This is a genomic window from Sphingorhabdus arenilitoris, assembly GCF_042651485.1.
Taxonomy (GTDB): domain Bacteria; phylum Pseudomonadota; class Alphaproteobacteria; order Sphingomonadales; family Sphingomonadaceae; genus Sphingorhabdus_B; species Sphingorhabdus_B arenilitoris.
This window is the reverse complement of record NZ_JBHSDH010000006.1, coordinates 1-17,301: the sequence shown is the minus strand read 5'-3', so window position 1 is coordinate 17,301 and position 17,301 is coordinate 1. Positions and strand designations below refer to the sequence as shown.

Here is a 17,301-nt window from a genome sequence, read left to right as displayed (position 1 = left end):
GGAGGGAGGGGGTTGCCCACATTCTTCCGGCATTTTGAGGGGAAGCGCACAGGTGAAGAATTATCCCTTCGACTGCGACTTCATAAATACAATGTTCGAAATGATAAACCGTTCCCACAAAGCCCTCAAAAAAATTCAAATTTCATATAAAACACTGTATGATTGAGATAATCTTTTAATTGCTGCCATGTAAACAGCTTTCCTTATATCCCCCTTTGCATCACTCACCATCTCACTTGTCCGTTTTGCTGCACCGATGAGATGATCGCGCAGAATATAACTGACTTGATCGCGATCATGTTGTTCACCGCGCAAATTGCCCGTCCACTCAATATAGCTTGCAATCACACCTCCTGCATTGGCCAATATGTCGGGTATCACATGAATGTCTTGGCTCTCCAAAATCGCATCCGCCTCTGGCTTGACCGGTCCATTAGCGATTTCGAAAATCACTTTGCAGGGTATATTTTTGGCATTGCCTGCATTGACAACACCTCCCAACGCAGCTGGCACAAAAACTGTCGCTGGGTGCTTCAAAATATCTTGGCCCACTGCTTTTTGAACATTTTTTTGATCGGTGTCGGCCACGCTGCCACCTTTATCTTTGACATTACAAATCGCTTTTATGTCCAAGCCTTCTTCATGACTAATCATCCCGGAACTGTCGGAAATAGCGGTAATGCGATAACCCGCATCAGTAGCCGCCAGGGCAAAGAAACGGGCAGCATTACCAAAACCCTGAACCGCCAGAGTATCGTCTTTTGTAAGATTAAGTTGCCGAGCAAAATATTCAAATATCATAAATGCGCCCTCACCTGTGGCCTCTGTCCTACCCACTAGCCCGCCTAGAGCAATGGGCTTGCCGGTGAAGGTGGCGGGCATTAAACGCCCCTGTAAACGCGAATATTCATCCATCATCCATGCCATCTCTGCGGCCCCCGTTGCGACATCGGGAGCAGGTATATCGCGCCGAGGCCCAATGACATTTTCGAATTGCGAGACATATAGCCGAGCAAGGCGTTCCTTTTCCGTGCGCGAAAGCTGCGACGTATCAACTTGGACACCCCCTTTGCCGCCGCCAAATGGCAAGCCCGCCAACGCACATTTCATCGTCATCCAAAAAGCCAGTGTTTGCACCTCGTCAGCGTTGACGGCCTGGTGGAACCGAATGCCTCCCTTGGTCGGTCCCAACAAGTCACTGTAACGGCATCTCCATGCTTTCAGCATTGTTATGCGGCCGTCGTCGCGGCGCAGGGGCAATGAGGCCGCAACCGTTTCTTTGGGATATTTGAGGAACTCGGCAACACCGCTCCCTGAATCTAACGCTTCGTAAGCTGACATCATTCTTGTGCGTGCTGCGGTAAGCATTTCGCCCATTTTAGTATCTCCATTGGTCGCTGGTTTTACAGTTAGAACAACTCTCATCTCGCGATGTTCCATCAACCCCGATCGGGAACCAAAAAGCGGCGCAGATGTTGGTATTATATGAGCGCCATTGATCGCGCTCCTCCAATTGCTGAGAAAAAGGAGATTACTCATGCAAGCGACAACAGAAAAATTATACGACATGATCGATGATATCGGCACAGCTATGTTGACGACCGAGCGCGCCGGGATGATCAGAAGTCGTCCAATGCGAGGCAAGCTTTACCGTGAGAGCGGCGAGATTTGGTTTCTTACCAAAGCCGGCGAAGGCAAAGCGGACGAAATTTCCGACGAAAATAACAGCGCACTGATTTATGCTTGCCCTGAAAAAGAGACATATGTCTCGGTAACGGGCAGAGCCTATATGCGCCGCAATCAAGCAAAAATTGACGATCTTTGGGGACCATGGGCCGAAGCCTGATTACAGGAAGAAAAAACTTCTCCCAATGTATCGGCAGTGTGCTTTGTCCCCGATATCGCTGAATTCTGGTCGGCCCCTTCATCGAAAATTTGGCAATTATATACTTTACTTAGCAGGTGAAAAATGCGAATCGAGGATGGACAGGTCGGTGCTAATACTGAGAAATTAACCGATGGGGCTAGCCTCCAGCGTCAGTTCGCCTCTCGCCTGCATACATCAAGGGTCCTCCGTCCGTCACTGGATAAGACATCGCTATCGAGAGGGCTGCCCCTAGCGGTGATTGAGGCAGGGGGTGATGCGATTCGCGAATTCTCTTCTGCGTATGATCCGGATCAACTGGCTGAACTTGTTTATAAAGCCATGGTTGAAAAGCATTGTGCTCTTTTGCGAGCGCTACAATGCCAGGATTATCGTTTACCGTCGCAGCCGCAAGTCTAAGACGGATAGAAATTAAATCCGTCGTCATGTTTTTGAGATCGTGTAGCTTAAAAACATAATCTCTGGCTTTCACTCGTTCTTTGACCTCAAGGCTGTTGGCTGTGTGGAAAAACCAGCCATTATCGTAAAATGGAGTTGATCCTGAATGGACAAGTCGGTCTCGCATGAATCTTATATGGGAAAATTGGGAGAGGGCGTCGTTAACAAATTCTTGGTCGTCATTGGAGCGCTTCGCCACACGGAATAACAATTTTATTGTTTCCGATATTTGATCTGATCTCTTGGAGCCAACCAATGCTCGGACTATGTCCATTTGGACTTTGGTTCTTCCCCAAACTTCACTCGGCGGTGTTCCAGAGTTTATATCGTCCGCAAGTAGTCCGCCAGCATACCGATCAATTAGGAATAAGAGTCCAGATTCTACGGTCGCATAGGTTTGAAGAAACTCTCCAAATATTGTATGATAGTCTTGAATCAGCGCTTCAGGCCAATCGCTGCTATCTTTGGGTGGGGGATACTTTGGATTTGTCATGACAGATACCGATCAAAAAGATGAAACATACACCGAAGCGGAAACAGAAGCTCGCAGAGAAGCTGCATTAAAACGTATGCTGGCAACCCCTCACAAGCCGCATAAGGCTAGCAAGGGGAAGCGCAAGGAGTCGAGTCAATCCGAACGGAAATAGCGTTTTCTTGGCGTCCCGATATGTCGGGGTATCGCGGCCCATTTAGGCGGCGATTTTATCAGTCCGCCGATATGTTAGGCGCTTGCCTTCCATGCCCTTAATTGCAACGGCTGCGCGTTCCGTATCTGTCATCTCGCGGGTGTTGTAGCGAAAATCAAATTCTTTGCAGTAGCGGCCAAGGTGCGCTTCGCTCATGTGATGATATGTGCCGATAACGCCGCGCTTAAATATCGAAAAGAAGTTTTCAGTCGTGTTGCTGTGGCCATAGCCGCCATGCTTTGTGAATTGCTTAGCGCTGTGATTGACCGAATAGTGAGCGCCATATTCCTTGCCAAGACGGGTATAGATAGGGCTTTCATCCGTCATAAGGTGAGCGTCACGCTGGACGTTAGTAGTGATAAGAGCGCGGACGTTCTTTGCGTTCACGTTGGCGACGTGGAAGCTGCGAACATGGCCTTCACGTTCAACAAGAGCGACGACGGCTTTTTTCTTTGCAGGTTTGCGGTGAGCGCGGTTCTTAGCTTTGCCGCCTACATAAGTTTCATCGGCCTCAACAACGCCAGAGCCGCCGCCAAGAGGGCCGTTATCAGTAGCCCCGTCCATAGCCTCGCGGATGCGATGGCAGAGGAACCAAGCAGTCTTGTAAGAAACACCGATCATGCGGCCCATTTGAGCCGCGCTCATGCCTTTTTTGGAAGCCGCTAGGATATGTGTAGCAAGTAGCCACTTATGCAAAGGAACATGGCTGCGTTCCATAACTGTGCCGGTGCGGATAGTGAATTTATCGCGGCAATCATTGCACTGGAACATTCCAGCCTGCGTCTTGCCGCCCATACGGGTTACATTGGTAGAGCCGCAATGCTCGCAAAAGGGTTCGCCGTCCCAGCGTGAAGCCTCAATATGGGCCTGCGCCTTGGCTTCGTCATGAAAGATGGGGTTGGTAATGTCGATATTCATTGCAGCTATCCTTTTGTCTAAGGATTTTATGCCACAAGTCACCTGCTAAGTAAAGTATATAATTGCCGAAAATTTCGCAAAGTTGGGAATTAGCAAAATCGATCATTAGCGGCAGACAACCCGATATGGGTGACCATGCAAAGTTGGCCGTCTGATATCCGCCAATTAAGTTTGGCATCAGATACAAAATGTCCGGTTCGGGCTCAGATTTTTCTGGGTCTGACCGGAACTTTATCGAGGGCCGCGCGTCTATAATGAAATTGTGGGAGTTAAAAAATGTCATTAGGCGAAAAGTTACGCGGCCACTTGCCTTATTTGCGGCGCTACGCCCGAGCGCTTACCGGCGGGCAGCAAAGTGGTGACGCATATGTCCGGGCGACTTTAGAAACGATAGTCGGCGCTCCATCGGAATTTGATGACAGTGTGGGCACTCGCCCCGGTTTATACCGCGTCTTTCACAAAATATGGCAATCTGTTCATGTCGATGGCGGTACACAGGTCGACCCGCAAAATGAAATTGAAAAAGCTGCCCTGAAAAAATTATCGATTGTTACGCCGCTCAGCCGGCAAGCATTGTTGCTGACTGCGCTAGAAGGCTTCAGAGAAGAAGAAGTGGCTTTCATTACCGGATTGGCGGTTGGGCAGATTGATCAGCTGTTGACAGACGCCATGGAAGAGCTGGACCGCGAGACGCGGACAAATGTCCTGATTATTGAAGACGAGCCATTAATATCGATGGAGCTTGAGCAGATTGTTCGTGATCTTGGTCATGATATTGCAGGGACAGCGGCAACACATAAAGATGCGCTAACGGCGGTTGAAAAGACGCGCCCCGGGCTGGTTCTAGCTGACATTCAATTGGCGGACGGATCATCGGGAATTGATGCGGTTCAGGATATTGTAAGACAATCGCCGGTGCCCGTCATTTTCATCACCGCCTTTCCGGAAAAACTGTTGACCGGTGACCGCCCGGAGCCCGCGTTTTTAATCACCAAACCATTTCAAACCAGCGCCGTAAAGGCCGCAATCAGCCAAGCACTGTTTTTCGAACTCAAAACGGTGATGGCATAATAAAATAGGAGAATTTCATGATTGTAGAAAAAGAAGACGCCAGAGCAGCGAAGAAAGTACCAGGAATGCGGATTGTGTTGATTGCGAGCATAACGCTCGTGATAATTGTGTTCGGACTGCTAATGACCGGCTTTACAATTTAACAATCGTTCAGTGAGGGAATTGAAAAGGGGCGAGCCGATCGCGGCAGCCCCTTTTTTGCTATTTGGTCAATTGCTCCACTTCAGACATGATCGAACCAAAAGCATCACTTGGCGCAACTGCGTCCTGCCTATCCTGCGTAATAACCTCATTTTCCAATATTTCTTGTAACCTACTGCGTCCACGCGATACGCGGCTTTTGATGGTTCCCATTGCACAGCCGCAAATTTCTGCAGCTTCTTCGTAGGACAGACCCCCTGCACCAATTAATATTAGCGCCTCTCTTTGGTCTAGCGGCAATTGAAACAGAGCGCGCTGCAAATCCGACAAATGTATCTGGTCATTTTGCGCGGCATTGATCGTCAGCTTTCTCTCGGCAGCCAATTCATCATATTCGCCAACAAATTTATCCCTGCGTTTCAAGGATAGAAAATTATTGCGTAATATCACGAACGTCCAGCTGCGCATTGTTGATGGACCCGGCGTATATTGGTGGCGGTTTTTCCATGCCTTTAACATCGTGTCCTGCACCAGATCATCCGCAAGGTCGGGATTACCAGCGAGGCTTCGCGCAAAAGCACGCAATTGCGGGATGAGCGCGGCCAACTCCTTTTTGAAACTATCATCGCTAAGTGTCGGTGCAGATTTGACGTTGGCTGCTTTAACAGGGGCGGCTTTAACAGGGGCTGCTTTAACAGGGGCTGCAGGTCGCTTAACAGCCGTCATTATCCGGCCTCCGGCCTATCTTGTGAATCCAGTTGATCCAACAAAGTTAGGAATTCATCCGGCAGAGGTTCTTCCAAAACATTTTGATATAGCGACCGCAAGCCAGCACCAATGGCACCTTCCTTCTCCGTAACCTGCTTGTGGCCACTTGCTTTACGGCTTTTTCGGCCAGCAGCGGTACCGCCATTATCCGATCCAAAATCTGTCACTTCAATACCTCTATTTGCACTGTTACAACCAAGTGGAAAGCAGCGCACTTGTTGAATTTATACTGTGTCAATCTCACTTACCGACTTTAAAATCTGGTCGCCATCTTCTTGCTCTATCAAAAACGCGGGACATTCCTCATTGGCATTTCGCTTGACCTCGGTACCCTTAATTGTACGAGTCACATCGCTCGTAAATTTTTCCACGACCTTACCCCGGGCAATACCGCTGCCCCAATTCCATCGGACTTGGTCGCCTTCGTCAAAGCTGCCAGACATAATCTTTTCTCCATTGATATGCGCTAAATACGCTTCACATCGCTGAAAGTTCCACATTTATGTTGAATGTCATCATATAGAGTGGGCGGGCCGAAAAATTGTCCTAATATGATGGAGCAACTCGCATCAGGAACTAGGCTAATTTGTAACCATTTCTTGATCCGTGCGAATAGGCTCGGGAATAGGAATAACTGAAAATGAAAAGGGAATAAGAAAATTATGTTTTCAGCATCGCGGTTATGCCGCTCGACATTGCTCGTTGCCACGGCTTGCCTGGCCTTTCCTGCTGAAATTCTAGCGCAGGAAAATAAGGACGGCGATGCGGCGCAGAATAGTATCATTATCGTGACCGCGCAGAAAAAGGTTGAGGATATCAGCGATGTTCCATTTTCGGTGGATGCCATTTCCGGTAGCCGTCTTGCGGATGCGCGTGCCGGCGGCGAAGATTTGCTCTTCTTGGCAGCGCGTTCTCCCAGCCTATACGCAGAATCCTCCTCAGGCCGCATCTTCCCGCGCTTTTACATTCGCGGGCTCGGTAATACCGATTTTGATTTGAACGCCAATGGTCCGGTTTCGGTCCTGCTGGATGAGGTGCCGCTAGAGAACCCGATATTGCGGGGTTTTCCTCTATTTGACGTCGAACGTGTTGAGGTTTTGCGCGGGCCGCAGGGCACTTTATTTGGCCGCAACACCCCGGCAGGCGCAGTGAAGATTGAGACAGCCAAGCCGACGGAGGAAACCAGCGGTTTCGTTCGCGCGGCCTATGGACGGTTTGATACCGTCGATTTAGAAGCGGGGATTGGCGGCTCTTTGGGCGGCGGATTTACCGCGCGGCTTTCGGGCCAATATCAACGCCGCGACGATTATGTAGATAACAGCTTTTTCCCCGCAGGCGGCGAAGAAGGATTTGAAGAATTCGAAGACATAGCTGGCCGATTGCAGGTGCAATATGAAGATGCCGGAACGTTCAAAGCGCTGCTTTCCGTATTTGGCCGCGATTTAGACGGCGGGTCACGCGTTTTCCGGGCTAATGCGATCCGGCCGGGTGTCGGCGGCCTAGTCGCTGATTTTGACAGGTTTGAAACGGCGCAAGACGCAACGCAGATATTGGGCAGCAATGTCTGGGGCATTAGCCTTCGGACCGAGCGCAAGCTAGGCAATTTCACCCTGAACGGCGTAAGCAGTTATAGCGAGGTGCGGGTCAATGCCCGGGGCGATGTCGATGGCGGATTTGGCGCATCCTTTGCGCCGCCTTTTGGCCCCGGCTTTATACCCTTCCCTGCGGAAAGCGCGGATAACATTACGGGCCACAATCAACGGACCAGCGAAATTCGGCTATCGGGGCCCATTGCGCCAAATATCGATATTCTGATCGGCGGATTTTATTTTAAGGAGAATCTGGAAATCGAAAATTTGAGCTTCGATACGCTTTCGGGTGGGGCCCTTAATGGCCGGGCCGTGCAGGATCAGGATACAACTGCGCTGGCCGCCTTTGGATCGCTCACCGCGAAAGTCACGCCGCAGCTGACCGTCACCGGCGGGCTTCGCCTGTCCTATGAGCGTAAGAATTTCGAAGTCGAGCGATTGGTTGGACCGTTTGGCGCGCCGCCGCTGGGCCCAATTAACCGCCGGTTGACCAGCACCAATTTGTCTGGCGACGTCAGTGCCACTTATGATGTGACCGACGATGTGTCCGGGTACATCCGCTATGCGCGCAGCTTCCGCGCCCCCAATGCGCAGGGCCGGATCGTATTTGGCGATGCCGTGACCACCGCAGATACCGAAACAATCGATTCAATTGAGGCTGGCATCAAAGGGCGCTTTTGGAATGGCAAAGGCCGGTTCAGCACAGCTGTATTTTATTACGTCACCAATGATCAGCAGTTAACCGCTGTCGGCGGCGCAGGGAATTTTAATCAATTGCTCAATGCCGACAAGGTTCGCGGTCATGGCTTTGAGGCGGAAGTCAGCCTTGACCCTGCAAAGAATTTCTCCATCAACGCAGGGGTCAGCCTGAATAACACCCGTATCGACGATCCCGGTTTGGAGGTCGGGATTTGCGGTGCGCCCTGCACCGTGCTTGACCCCATTAACGCTGTAACCGGCAATGCGCTGATCGATGGAAATCCCTTGCCGCAGGCCCCGCGCTGGATCGTCAATGGGTCTGCTCGCTATAGCCTGCCGGCCGGCAGTGGTGAGTTTTTCAGCAGCGCCGATTTTGCCTATCGCAGCAACATCAACTTCTTCCTTTACGAAAGCACCGAATTTCGGGACCGCAGCCTGTTTGAGGTCGGTGCGCGGGCCGGATATCTTTTTGATGGCGGAAAATATGAATTGTCTGTGTTTGGACGGAACATCTTCAACGATACATCCATTGAAGGCGCGATTGATTTCAACAATTTTTCGGCTTTTGTAAATGAACCAACCATCTATGGTATCGAGGCCAAAGCCCGCTTCTAATCAGATAAGCAGGCATTAGAGGAAGGATAAGCATGGCAGGATGGGTTTTGGGCATCATGGGCGGTTCGGGGCTATATGCTATAGACAGCCTGTCCGACGCGCATTGGGTTAGCGTCGATACCCCTTGGGGCAAGCCCTCCGATGAACTGCTAACCGGCACCATTGGCGCGGTGAAATGCGTATTCCTGCCGCGTCATGGCCGGGGCCATGCAATCGGGCCAAGCCACCTGAACTACCGCGCCAATATTGACGCCATGAAGCAATTGGGCGTGACCGATTTATTGTCCATTTCGGCCGTCGGTTCGCTGACCGAAAAATTTGCGCCAGGCGATTTTGTGGCCATTGATCAATTTATCGACCGGACATTTGCCCGCGAGAAAAGCTTTTTTGGGGACGGCCTTGTCGCGCATGTCTCTATGGCAGACCCGGTCTGCCCCCGGCTTTCCACTTTGGCAGCCACAGCAGCCCGGGCGGCAGGCGCGCGTGTGCATGAAGGCGGCACTTACCTCGCGATGGAAGGTCCCCAATTTTCAAGCCGCGCGGAAAGCCATTTATACCGGCAATGGGGCGCAGATATTATCGGTATGACCGCCATGCCAGAGGCAAAGCTCGCGAGAGAGGCACAGCTGCCTTATGCGCTCATCGCAATGGTCACCGACTATGATTGCTGGCGGGAAAATGAAGCGCCAGTTGAGGTGGAATCGGTGATCGCGCAGATGCATAGTAATGCAGAAAAAGCCCGAAGCCTCGTTGAGAATATCGCGCGCAGCCTGCCTGCGCAGCGCGAAGTCAGCCCGATCGACACCGTGTTGGAATATGCGCTGATCACCGACCCTGCCGCACGAAATCCAGCGCTTCTGGAAAAGCTGAAAAATATCCTCGGTTAACGTGGCCCTGCTGCACCGATTGGCACCGACTGGCGCCATCTGCAGTCATTTGTCAGCGAACATCGGGATAATGATCGGCCAGCCTTTCCCTTGCGCCCAGCGCCCACATAATCCCAACCTTCAAATAAATGTAATTGGCGCGCCACCGGCCCCATTCGGTAATCCGCCGGTCCGATGTCCAAACCCATCGCGGGATCATGCGCGTTCGGCCAAATCGGTTGAGTTTGATACACAGATCAGCCTCCTCCATGACCACCACCCGTTCATCGCACCCACCGACCGCCAGATAATGTTCGCGCCGAAAAAACATGGCATGATCACCAAATAACAGCCGCACCCCCCGGATAAACAGCCATGGCCGCATGAGCAGCGGCGCATACCAGGTTTTGATCCAATTATGCACGGTCGACCCCCACCGTGTTCCCGATGGCCCAGCGATGCGCGGGGTAAAGCTCGCCAGCGCAATGTTGGGATCCGCCATTGCCGCCCGAATTTCCGCAACTGCGTCAATGGGTAGCAAGGAATCGGCATGTAAGACGCAGACAATATCTCCCTTGGCTTGCTCCACCCCATAATTTATTTGAGCGCCGCGCCCGGTTCGAGGCGATGTTACGCATGTGAAACCACTGGCCCGGGCAATCTCCGCCGTTTTGTCACTGCTGCCCCCATCAACGATCAGCACCTCATCCGGCGCCGGCATCAAGGCAGATATGTTCCGCAATGTGGCAGGCAAGGCTCGCTCTTCATTGAGCGTCGGGACAAGGATCGTCACGCGGGCCATATGTTTAACCATGGCCATTTTTTCAAATCATCGGGCGTATCACAATCGCTTAATAGGCGGGTTTGGTGCACGGTCATGTTTAATGCCGCCGCGCGCGCCAGCGTTTGCGTCAGCACCTTATCCGTGCTCCACGGCATGTCAGTGAATAATCCCGCTGCGGCTTGACGCATTCCTATCAAATAATAACCGCCATCCTCGGCAGGGCCGACGACAAGGTCATGATGGCCGAGCGCGGCAATCGCCTCTGCCACAATGTCCTCCGACAGGTCGGGCGTATCGGAGCCAAAGAAAATAAGCGGCGCCGGATCAATCTCAGCCAGCAAACGATCAGTCAAATCGCCCTCCTGTTGTCGCTTGAAGCAAATATCTTCCCCCAGCCATTTCCGAAAATCCGCGATCGGCGCGCCAGTGATCGCAATCTCCAAATGGCAATCACATTGCTTCAGTATATCAACAGTTCGCAGCGTCAAAGCCGCATGAATATCAGCCGCAGCTTGCGCCCCCACCGCCGGGATAAGGCGCGTTTTGGCTTCACCCGCCACAGGATAGCGCGTGAACAAAACGGCACGGACCAACGGGCGGGTCAACGCCGCTCCATCGCGATGAGAGTTATCAACGTAATCACAACGCATTCCATCCGATCGACCATGTGGAAATTCTCCTGCGGCGCATTCGCCGTTAAGCTGCTTTGCTGCGCCGCCGGATGAGACGGTATCCCCCATAAAGCAGCAACAATAACAACAGCCCGGCAATCGCCGTGGGCACGGGGAAAGCGCGGGCGATCCAGATAGGCGACATGCTGGCAGCGGACTTCGCGCCATTCGGCACTGTCACATCATTTAACCGCCAATCATATTCCAAGAAGGAAATATCCATCTCGCCATTTGCAAGCGCCGTGCGCCGCGCCTCGGTAACGCCCAAACTGCCCGAATATAGCGCGAGGAACCCGCCCACCGAATCCGCACCGCGCCAACCGGTTTTGAAATCACCGCCATACCAGTCAAAAATGCTGGACACATGCGCACCTTTATCATCGACATAATTGCGGGTCCGGTCGGACAGAAACGCCTTGGTTGCCGCTTCCATCTGACTGTCAAGCTGCTGAGCAGTAAAGGCGCGGTCCATCAATGCGGGGCAACCGATGCTGGCGCAGTTTACAGCAAAATGTATCCGCGGATCATTATACCGACCGCTGCCCCGGATCATTTTATGCTCAATATCATCGAGCGAACGCTGCGCGCCCAACAACGGGATGAAGCGCCGTTGCCACGGTGATGTCGTAACATTGCCGAGCTCGAGGATCGACGCTAAATTGGGGTGCGCATCGGCGATCAATTTCACTGTCCAAGCATTATAGGCGTTGATCAGAAAAGCGAGCTGGTCATTTTTCGGCCAGCTATCAAACTCGGCTTGCTTAACCGCAGACAGCTTCGTCAGATAGGATTGCAGCTGCGCATCCACTGCCTTAAACTGCGCATAATCGGCGACCGAGCTGCTCCGGTCCGGTGACATTTTCACATGGCTTTGCACCAACCTATCCCATTGAGAATGGTCAAAACGTTCCGCCTGCACAGGCGCCGCAATCAAAAAAGGCAGGATGAACAATATGTATTTTAGCATGAAAGCTCCGTTTTTTTGCACCCGTCTCTTCTGGTGATGCCGGTGTTCAAATTTCAATTCGTTGCCGCGGGTGGAAAGGTTACCGGCGGACGGTCACGGGCACAATGGCTATCATATGCGGCCGGAATGATAGGCATGGCTCCAATGTAACAAATAGGTGACAGATATGACGCGGTTTTGTCCTAAATTGAAAGCCGGGCATCAGGTTATTTTCAGGTTAGGGCTCACACCTTCACCCGGCCCGCCTCCGCGCGCACCAAATTTCACGGTCCTACCCATCCGGCCAAATAGGCAGCGAACAAGCCGCCGCGGCGCGATAGTCCCAATCACCCTCGTCTCAGATAAATTTAGTATCTCGCCGAAAGTCCCTTAATCATCGCTTTGCCAATAATGGGTTCCGCCAAGATATATGTGACTGACAATATCACCTTTCCGGATGCCCGTTACGAACATCGCACTTATGCTGCCATCTGCGGCGGAAACGGCGATCAAATGCCCATCGAGATAATAGCGTCCAATACGGGGGGCTCTTTCTTCCGAATTATTTGCCACGATATCCGCGCCTGCAAAATTTGTGGTGCGCCAACGTCCCGAGGCAAACTGCCCATCTGAACGAAAAGCCAGGTCGCCTCCGCTGATCGTGCCCGATGAAAATGCTGCGCCTGAAATGCCAAAGCTTTGGATATTTCCAAAACTGGCATCCAACCTTTCGCCCTTCCGAAATTTGGTAACGTCATCGGCAAACCCGCTGCCATCCCAGGTCCCATCGCTTGCGATAACTTGCAGCGCGCCGTCGCTCGTTTTTCGCCAGCGCTTAACATCGCAATCTTCGCGAGCCCGGCCCAGCGATTCAGGCGTCGGTTCCAAAATCACCGGATCCCAATCCGAACAATTTGCCGCATATCCATTGGCAAAGAAAAGATAGACGGCAATCGAGAAATTTCCATACACGCCCGAACTGCGCGTCGCGACCGCCACGGGCCGCCGGGAAACGGGGACGCGCGCCAAATAAGCGGCAAGCTGCGCATCGGAAACCGCCGTCTCAGCGCCGCCTGATCCCGCCGCCGATGCCGACTGCGCCCCCGGTTGGGCCCACCCATTGGTGATCGCTTCGGCAATCCGCAAAGCCGCTGCGTCAGTTTTATAGATCGCCAAAACCATTTTGGTCGGCCCGTCACCTTTGCCGATATAGACCGCGCATTTGATGGTGCCCGTCAGCAACGATATTTTTTCAACGCCGCGTGCGCTCTTCTGAACCGGCTGCGCGGTTAATCCTTCGCAGGCATTTGGTTTGTCCAGCGTGCTTGCCGCTGACAATATCGTAACATTCGTATCCGTCGAAAGACCATGTAACACCAGCGAGCTGCCGTCGGCATTGCTATATTGGATATTCGTGTCATTTTCCTGTTTGGTCCATCCCGCGGGCAGGGTCGGTTCAGAGGCGCGCGCGCCGCCGCCCAGGGCAATAAGCGATACAGCCGCGGCAGCCATAAACCCGAATATGCGGAATTGAAACATCATCTTGAGCCTCCGAACTTAGGATAAGAATTATCGCGGCCCAATATTAATGCAATGGCTATTTCGGAGGAGATGTCGCGGTGGTTACTTGAGGCGGCAAGGCTAATGACGCCCGGCGGCAAAGGATAATTTCACGCAAAAAGGACAAAACTCCCTACGCACGCAGCACATTCCACCCAATCACCGCAAACCTTTAATTAGTCCGCATCAGCGGCTCTAATTAAAGGTAGGCCTTGACTAAGAGATAATTCTCATTCTAATGCAAGCTAGCTTTTAATTAGGAGCAAGCATGACAAGACAATTTAGGGCTGGCCGATATGTCAAACAGCCAAATCATTACTCAGCCTTCATGCCGGAGCCGCTGCCCCCCATACCGCCAATCAATATTGATGCCGCTATGCAGACTGTGCTTTCAAAGGCCGATCGCGCGCTTGGGCGTTTAGATGGATCAATCCAGACTTTGCCCGACCCCGATATGTTCGTTTTTATGTATGTCCGCAAGGAAGCCGTTCTTTCCAGCCAGATCGAAGGAACGCAATCGTCGTTAAATGACCTGCTGGAGGCGGAAGCCGCAATCCAAGACGCGAACCGGCCCAGCGACGTCAGCGAAGTACTCAATTATGTAGGGGCGATGAACCACGGATTAAAACGACTACCCGAATTACCAATTTCGGTCCGCCTAATCCGTGAGATACATGAAAAGCTAATGCAGGGGGTGCGCGGCGACCATGCCAATCCGGGCGAACTGCGGCGCAGTCAGAATTGGATAGGGCCCGGCGGGTCGACGTTAAACGATGCGATCTTTGTTCCGCCTCCACCGCATGAAGTGGAACGCTTATTGTCGGACCTTGAAAAATTTGTTCATGAAGAGAATGATATTCCGGCGTTAATTAAAATCGGATTGCTCCACGCACATTTTGAAACGATCCACCCATTCCTCGATGGCAATGGGAGAGTTGGGCGGCTGCTTATTGCCTTTTATCTGTGTGAACAGAAGATTTTAATAAAACCAGTTCTGTATCTGTCGCATTGGTTTAAACAGCATCGCACCCGCTATTATGAATTGCTACAAAATATACGCGACAGGGGCGATTGGGAAGAATGGATTAAATTTTTCCTAGAAGGCGTGGCATCGGTAAGTCTGGAGGCGACGGAAACTGCCCGCAACATCGTCGCGTTGCGCGAGGAACACAGACGGATCATAACCGATCACTTCGGACGGTCCGCCGGAAACGGCCTGCGCATACTTGAAAGTCTGTACACCCATCCTTTCATCGACAACCGGGCTGTGATGGAACGGTTAAACCTGTCATTCCCGGCAGCAGCCGATTTGATTGATCGTTTTGTCGAAGCTGATCTATTGACCGAAATTACGGGGCAGGCTCGGTACCGCGTGTATCAGTATTTCCCATATGTACGGCTGTTTTCGGATGTAGGTCGGGAAAGCCGGTAATTAGGTTTGTGTCCGTGGAATTCGCACCAGCGTGAAGCAAAAAAGGCCGCTGTAGGAAAATGGTTTTTTTGGGGTGGGATGATTAGTTTTGTGTCGGCGGAATTTCCCGGAATTTCGTTACTTTTGATTAAGTAGCAGCTACCATTTTGGCAAACTCTGACAGCTTGTCTTTAGCGTTGGTCGCAACCAACATCGCATCCATTGTCTTCTTAACCTGAACAATAAACTGATCATCATTGCTGTGGAGCCTGAAGAATGTTTCAGGTTCGACATGAGGCGTGAGCAAGGGCAGGAAAGTCTCTACGACCGGTATCCAACGAGCAGTAAGGTCAACTAGAGAGCGGCCCTTTGCTGCGTCAGGCTTAAACCCCGTTGTGAGGCTGTCGCACCGTTGCCCCACAATTGTTTCGAGGCTGTTAGCTACCACGTTGATAAGAAACGGCTTAAAGTTGAGATTTTTGAGAAGTGCAAGCTGGGCGTTCTCAATGTTAATTAACTCCTCTTCGGTAGATTTTTTCTTCAAATCTAATCTGAGATTGTCGATTGCACGAGACAGCGTGTGCACAAAAAGGATGTGCCGGGCTTTCTTGGCCTCAAAAGCATTTCTATAAAGCTGCTTCACAAGAAAAAGTTGATTTTTACCACGAACAGCGTCGGTCGAACGGCCATGGTAAGCTAAGAGAGGTTGTAATACTTGCTCTATTCCAATCTGATCCCCATCACCAACAAATCCCCGTTTTCGGTTATAACTGAAACCTATTTCATTAAACTCGTCCGCAATCCGTTTTTGGTCTTGATCATTACTAAACTGATCCCATGTGGTAATTACATTTTGTGTGTTATTAAATTTTACAATTTGTTCGACTGTTTCTTGATCTTGACATTCCACTATTCGGCAAATCAGTCGCACTTTACCAAGATCAGATTTAGCTCTATCAACCGATCCGATCGATCCTGTAGTCTGGGCGCCATTAATAACAGAAATTCCGTTTAGCGATAAGCGCGAACCTTTTTTAGAAATACCGTTGGTGAGTACCGTAATTCCATTGTTAAAAACCCAAAAATCATTTGGCGCATTTTCAGCAGTATCGCGGATACCGCTATTGACCTTTTTCCGACGATCAGCCCCTAGAAATCCGCGATAATTGGCGCTATACAAGTCGTCGCCATACTTAACAAATAGATCGCTAATCCAGTCGCCACTAACTGTTGCGATTGACGCTTTCCACTTATTCCCAGCCTCGGTAAGCTCGGGTTCGTATGGAAAATAGATGCTATCCGCAATTGCAATATGCGAATCGCGGGCTGAATATAGGTGTTCAACTCGAGGTTTGCCGAGTTCATATCCTTTGATTACGATATTGTCATTGGCGACCAGCTTTCTAAGCATTCCCTCGGTGGTTTGAAGCTCGCGGGAGACGTTGATCGATTCCGGTAAATTGTGGACGTATAAAACGTCAATAGCGTCAATCTCTCCATCATCGATTGCCTGTCGAAATGATGCAATCGTCGCCCTGAGTTTTTCTGGAACAATCTCCAACTTACCTTCCACCAGCCAAGCGCAGGCGGTATTCAGGTCCGATGCTTTGTTAGCAGGAGCGGAATCGACCTTCTTCTCTGTGAAATACCCCTGCGCAAATATAAGGCGCCTGGCATCCACGTCGTGGTAAATAAAATCGATCTTCTTATCGTCGCCACCGTCGGTAAGGCCGGCACTCGCAAGCTCAGTTGGGTTTGCCTCTTCAAATAGCAACGCCAGCGCTAGAATTAAATAGGCGTTACCTTCGCCGATCTCTTCGACGAGCGCATTGTTGTTTTTAAGTACTCTGTCAAAACTCATTAGTTTTCTCGATATTCAGGTTTTAAGACTCCGTAAATNTGGAGCGCTCCAAAGGAGGAGAGTGACCGATGAGTATATTTGCAGGTTTGGATGTATCTGACAAGACGTGCCACATATGCGTGGTTGATGGCGGTGGTGTTGTTATCCGCCGCGATGTGGTGGCGAGTGATCCGGATGTTTTGGCAAAATGGCTAGGCAAGCACTGTTCTGGGCGAGATGGGGGCTTGGTCCGTATCGTTCTGGAAACAGGGCCGCTATCGACCTTTTTGTATCACGGCCTTGCGGAACGGGGTGTGCCGGTGGTGTGCATCTGCGCGCGCCATGCCAAGAAAGCGCTTTCGGCGCGGGTGAACAAGAGCGATGTGAACGATGCCGAGAGTTTGGCGCAGCTG

The 17,301-nt window shown here is 51.3% G+C and carries 18 protein-coding genes; 7 read left to right on the top strand and 11 right to left on the bottom strand.

All coding sequences use genetic code 11. From position 1 onward, the window contains the following. Positions 1 to 135 precede the first annotated feature (135 nt). Positions 136 to 1,341, bottom strand: a complete 1,206-nt coding sequence (locus ACFOWX_RS00930; RefSeq protein ID WP_381420650.1) for a Glu/Leu/Phe/Val family dehydrogenase — start codon at positions 1,339 to 1,341, stop codon at positions 136 to 138. Between the two features lie 196 nt (positions 1,342 to 1,537). Here ACFOWX_RS00930 and ACFOWX_RS00925 point away from each other — a divergent pair, with 196 nt between their 5' ends. Continuing rightward, positions 1,538 to 1,846, top strand: coding sequence for a pyridoxamine 5'-phosphate oxidase family protein (locus ACFOWX_RS00925; protein ID WP_381420578.1), 309 nt, complete (start codon positions 1,538 to 1,540; stop codon positions 1,844 to 1,846). Positions 1,847 to 2,024: 178 nt separating this feature from the next. On the opposite strand, the gene ACFOWX_RS00920 is transcribed toward ACFOWX_RS00925, so the two are convergent. After that, the gene (locus ACFOWX_RS00920) at positions 2,025 to 2,816 is read right to left on the bottom strand and encodes a hypothetical protein (protein ID WP_381420577.1); all 792 of its coding nucleotides are present in this window, start codon (positions 2,814 to 2,816) and stop codon (positions 2,025 to 2,027) included. Between ACFOWX_RS00920 and ACFOWX_RS00915 the strand changes: the two genes are divergently transcribed. Next, a complete protein-coding gene (locus ACFOWX_RS00915; RefSeq protein WP_381420576.1) occupies positions 2,815 to 2,970 on the top strand; it encodes a hypothetical protein in 156 nt (51 codons plus the stop codon). The two genes, ACFOWX_RS00920 and ACFOWX_RS00915, sit on opposite strands and share 2 nt — an antisense overlap. A gap of 42 nt (positions 2,971 to 3,012) precedes the next feature. On the opposite strand, the gene ACFOWX_RS00910 is transcribed toward ACFOWX_RS00915, so the two are convergent. Continuing rightward, a complete protein-coding gene (locus ACFOWX_RS00910) occupies positions 3,013 to 3,927 on the bottom strand; it encodes an IS1595 family transposase (RefSeq protein WP_381420575.1) in 915 nt (304 codons plus the stop codon). Positions 3,928 to 4,203: 276 nt separating this feature from the next. Between ACFOWX_RS00910 and ACFOWX_RS00905 the strand changes: the two genes are divergently transcribed. Further along, complete coding sequence (locus tag ACFOWX_RS00905) at positions 4,204 to 4,998, top strand: response regulator (protein ID WP_381420574.1); 795 nt, start codon at positions 4,204 to 4,206, stop codon at positions 4,996 to 4,998. A 201-nt stretch (positions 4,999 to 5,199) separates the two neighbouring features. On the opposite strand, the gene ACFOWX_RS00900 is transcribed toward ACFOWX_RS00905, so the two are convergent. The 3 genes from ACFOWX_RS00900 to ACFOWX_RS00890 are packed head-to-tail and all read right to left on the bottom strand — an operon-like array spanning position 5,200 to position 6,350. Continuing rightward, positions 5,200 to 5,865 (bottom strand): sigma-70 family RNA polymerase sigma factor, encoded by a 666-nt coding sequence (locus ACFOWX_RS00900; protein ID WP_381420573.1) that lies wholly within the window; start codon positions 5,863 to 5,865, stop codon positions 5,200 to 5,202. Further along, entirely contained in the window at positions 5,865 to 6,074 is a 210-nt protein-coding gene (locus ACFOWX_RS00895) for a NepR family anti-sigma factor (protein WP_381420572.1), read from the bottom strand. The genes ACFOWX_RS00900 and ACFOWX_RS00895 overlap by 1 nt, the downstream gene beginning before the upstream one ends. 57 nt (positions 6,075 to 6,131) lie before the next feature. Beyond that, the gene (locus tag ACFOWX_RS00890) at positions 6,132 to 6,350 is read right to left on the bottom strand and encodes a hypervirulence associated TUDOR domain-containing protein (protein WP_381420571.1); all 219 of its coding nucleotides are present in this window, start codon (positions 6,348 to 6,350) and stop codon (positions 6,132 to 6,134) included. 219 nt (positions 6,351 to 6,569) lie between these two features. Between ACFOWX_RS00890 and ACFOWX_RS00885 the strand changes: the two genes are divergently transcribed. Together ACFOWX_RS00885 and ACFOWX_RS00880 are read left to right on the top strand one after the other, a co-directional pair. Beyond that, positions 6,570 to 8,810 (top strand): TonB-dependent receptor, encoded by a 2,241-nt coding sequence (locus ACFOWX_RS00885; protein ID WP_381420570.1) that lies wholly within the window; start codon positions 6,570 to 6,572, stop codon positions 8,808 to 8,810. A gap of 32 nt (positions 8,811 to 8,842) precedes the next feature. Further along, positions 8,843 to 9,697 (top strand): S-methyl-5'-thioadenosine phosphorylase, encoded by an 855-nt coding sequence (locus tag ACFOWX_RS00880; protein ID WP_381420569.1) that lies wholly within the window; start codon positions 8,843 to 8,845, stop codon positions 9,695 to 9,697. Positions 9,698 to 9,749: 52 nt separating this feature from the next. Here the strand turns inward: ACFOWX_RS00880 and ACFOWX_RS00875 are convergent, their stop codons facing one another. From ACFOWX_RS00875 to ACFOWX_RS00860, 4 genes are all read right to left on the bottom strand, one after another. Then, entirely contained in the window at positions 9,750 to 10,496 is a 747-nt protein-coding gene (locus ACFOWX_RS00875) for a glycosyltransferase (protein ID WP_381420568.1), read from the bottom strand. After that, positions 10,466 to 11,065: a TIGR04282 family arsenosugar biosynthesis glycosyltransferase gene (locus ACFOWX_RS00870; protein WP_381420567.1), complete on the bottom strand. Its 600-nt coding sequence runs from the start codon at positions 11,063 to 11,065 to the stop codon at positions 10,466 to 10,468. The genes ACFOWX_RS00875 and ACFOWX_RS00870 overlap by 31 nt, the downstream gene beginning before the upstream one ends. 91 nt (positions 11,066 to 11,156) lie before the next feature. Continuing rightward, positions 11,157 to 12,098 carry a DUF547 domain-containing protein gene (locus ACFOWX_RS00865; protein WP_381420566.1) on the bottom strand — a complete coding sequence of 314 codons (942 nt, stop codon included), beginning with the start codon at positions 12,096 to 12,098 and terminating at the stop codon, positions 11,157 to 11,159. 369 nt (positions 12,099 to 12,467) lie between these two features. Then, positions 12,468 to 13,619: a hypothetical protein gene (locus ACFOWX_RS00860; protein ID WP_381420565.1), complete on the bottom strand. Its 1,152-nt coding sequence runs from the start codon at positions 13,617 to 13,619 to the stop codon at positions 12,468 to 12,470. Positions 13,620 to 13,905: 286 nt separating this feature from the next. Between ACFOWX_RS00860 and ACFOWX_RS00855 the strand changes: the two genes are divergently transcribed. Next, positions 13,906 to 15,069 (top strand): Fic family protein, encoded by a 1,164-nt coding sequence (locus tag ACFOWX_RS00855; RefSeq protein WP_381420564.1) that lies wholly within the window; start codon positions 13,906 to 13,908, stop codon positions 15,067 to 15,069. Between the two features lie 127 nt (positions 15,070 to 15,196). Here the strand turns inward: ACFOWX_RS00855 and ACFOWX_RS00850 are convergent, their stop codons facing one another. Beyond that, positions 15,197 to 16,909, bottom strand: coding sequence for an AIPR family protein (locus tag ACFOWX_RS00850; protein WP_381420563.1), 1,713 nt, complete (start codon positions 16,907 to 16,909; stop codon positions 15,197 to 15,199). Between the two features lie 68 nt (positions 16,910 to 16,977). Between ACFOWX_RS00850 and ACFOWX_RS00845 the strand changes: the two genes are divergently transcribed. Continuing rightward, on the top strand, positions 16,978 to 17,301 hold a 324-nt coding region (locus tag ACFOWX_RS00845), incomplete at its 3' end, for an IS110 family transposase (RefSeq protein WP_381420562.1).